Source organism: Telluria sp. AZSoR62, from assembly GCF_058111565.1.
In genome coordinates this window covers 1-244 of sequence record NZ_JBYTST010000517.1, presented here as the reverse complement: position 1 = coordinate 244, position 244 = coordinate 1, and the positions used below count along the sequence as shown (strand labels likewise).

Sequence of the window (244 nt, the reverse complement as noted above, 5' to 3'; positions counted from 1 at the left end):
CCGATCGTATTCCTTGGATCAGATGAAGCGTCTTACCTCACCGGAACCATCCTTCCAGTTGCTGGCGGGGACCTGGGCTAAGACTGGGCTAAGACCGCCGTGATGAATTCCCGCCGCCAGGGCCGTACGGTCCGCTCCAGTAGGATTGCGGTCATGACGACGGGCTCCATAAGCGGTGAAATGGCGGAGGACCTTCCGCTCGTTGGCCGGCGGGAGGTCTTCGAGGAGCTGTTGGAGATTCTCC

The 244-nt window shown here is 60.7% G+C and carries 1 pseudogene; it reads left to right on the top strand.

Annotation, left to right across the window (positions count from 1 at the left end):
• Positions 1 to 81: pseudogene (gene benD, locus AC3XQU_RS24595) on the top strand (1,6-dihydroxycyclohexa-2,4-diene-1-carboxylate dehydrogenase); the annotation flags it as partial.
• Positions 82 to 244: the final 163 nt, after the last annotated feature.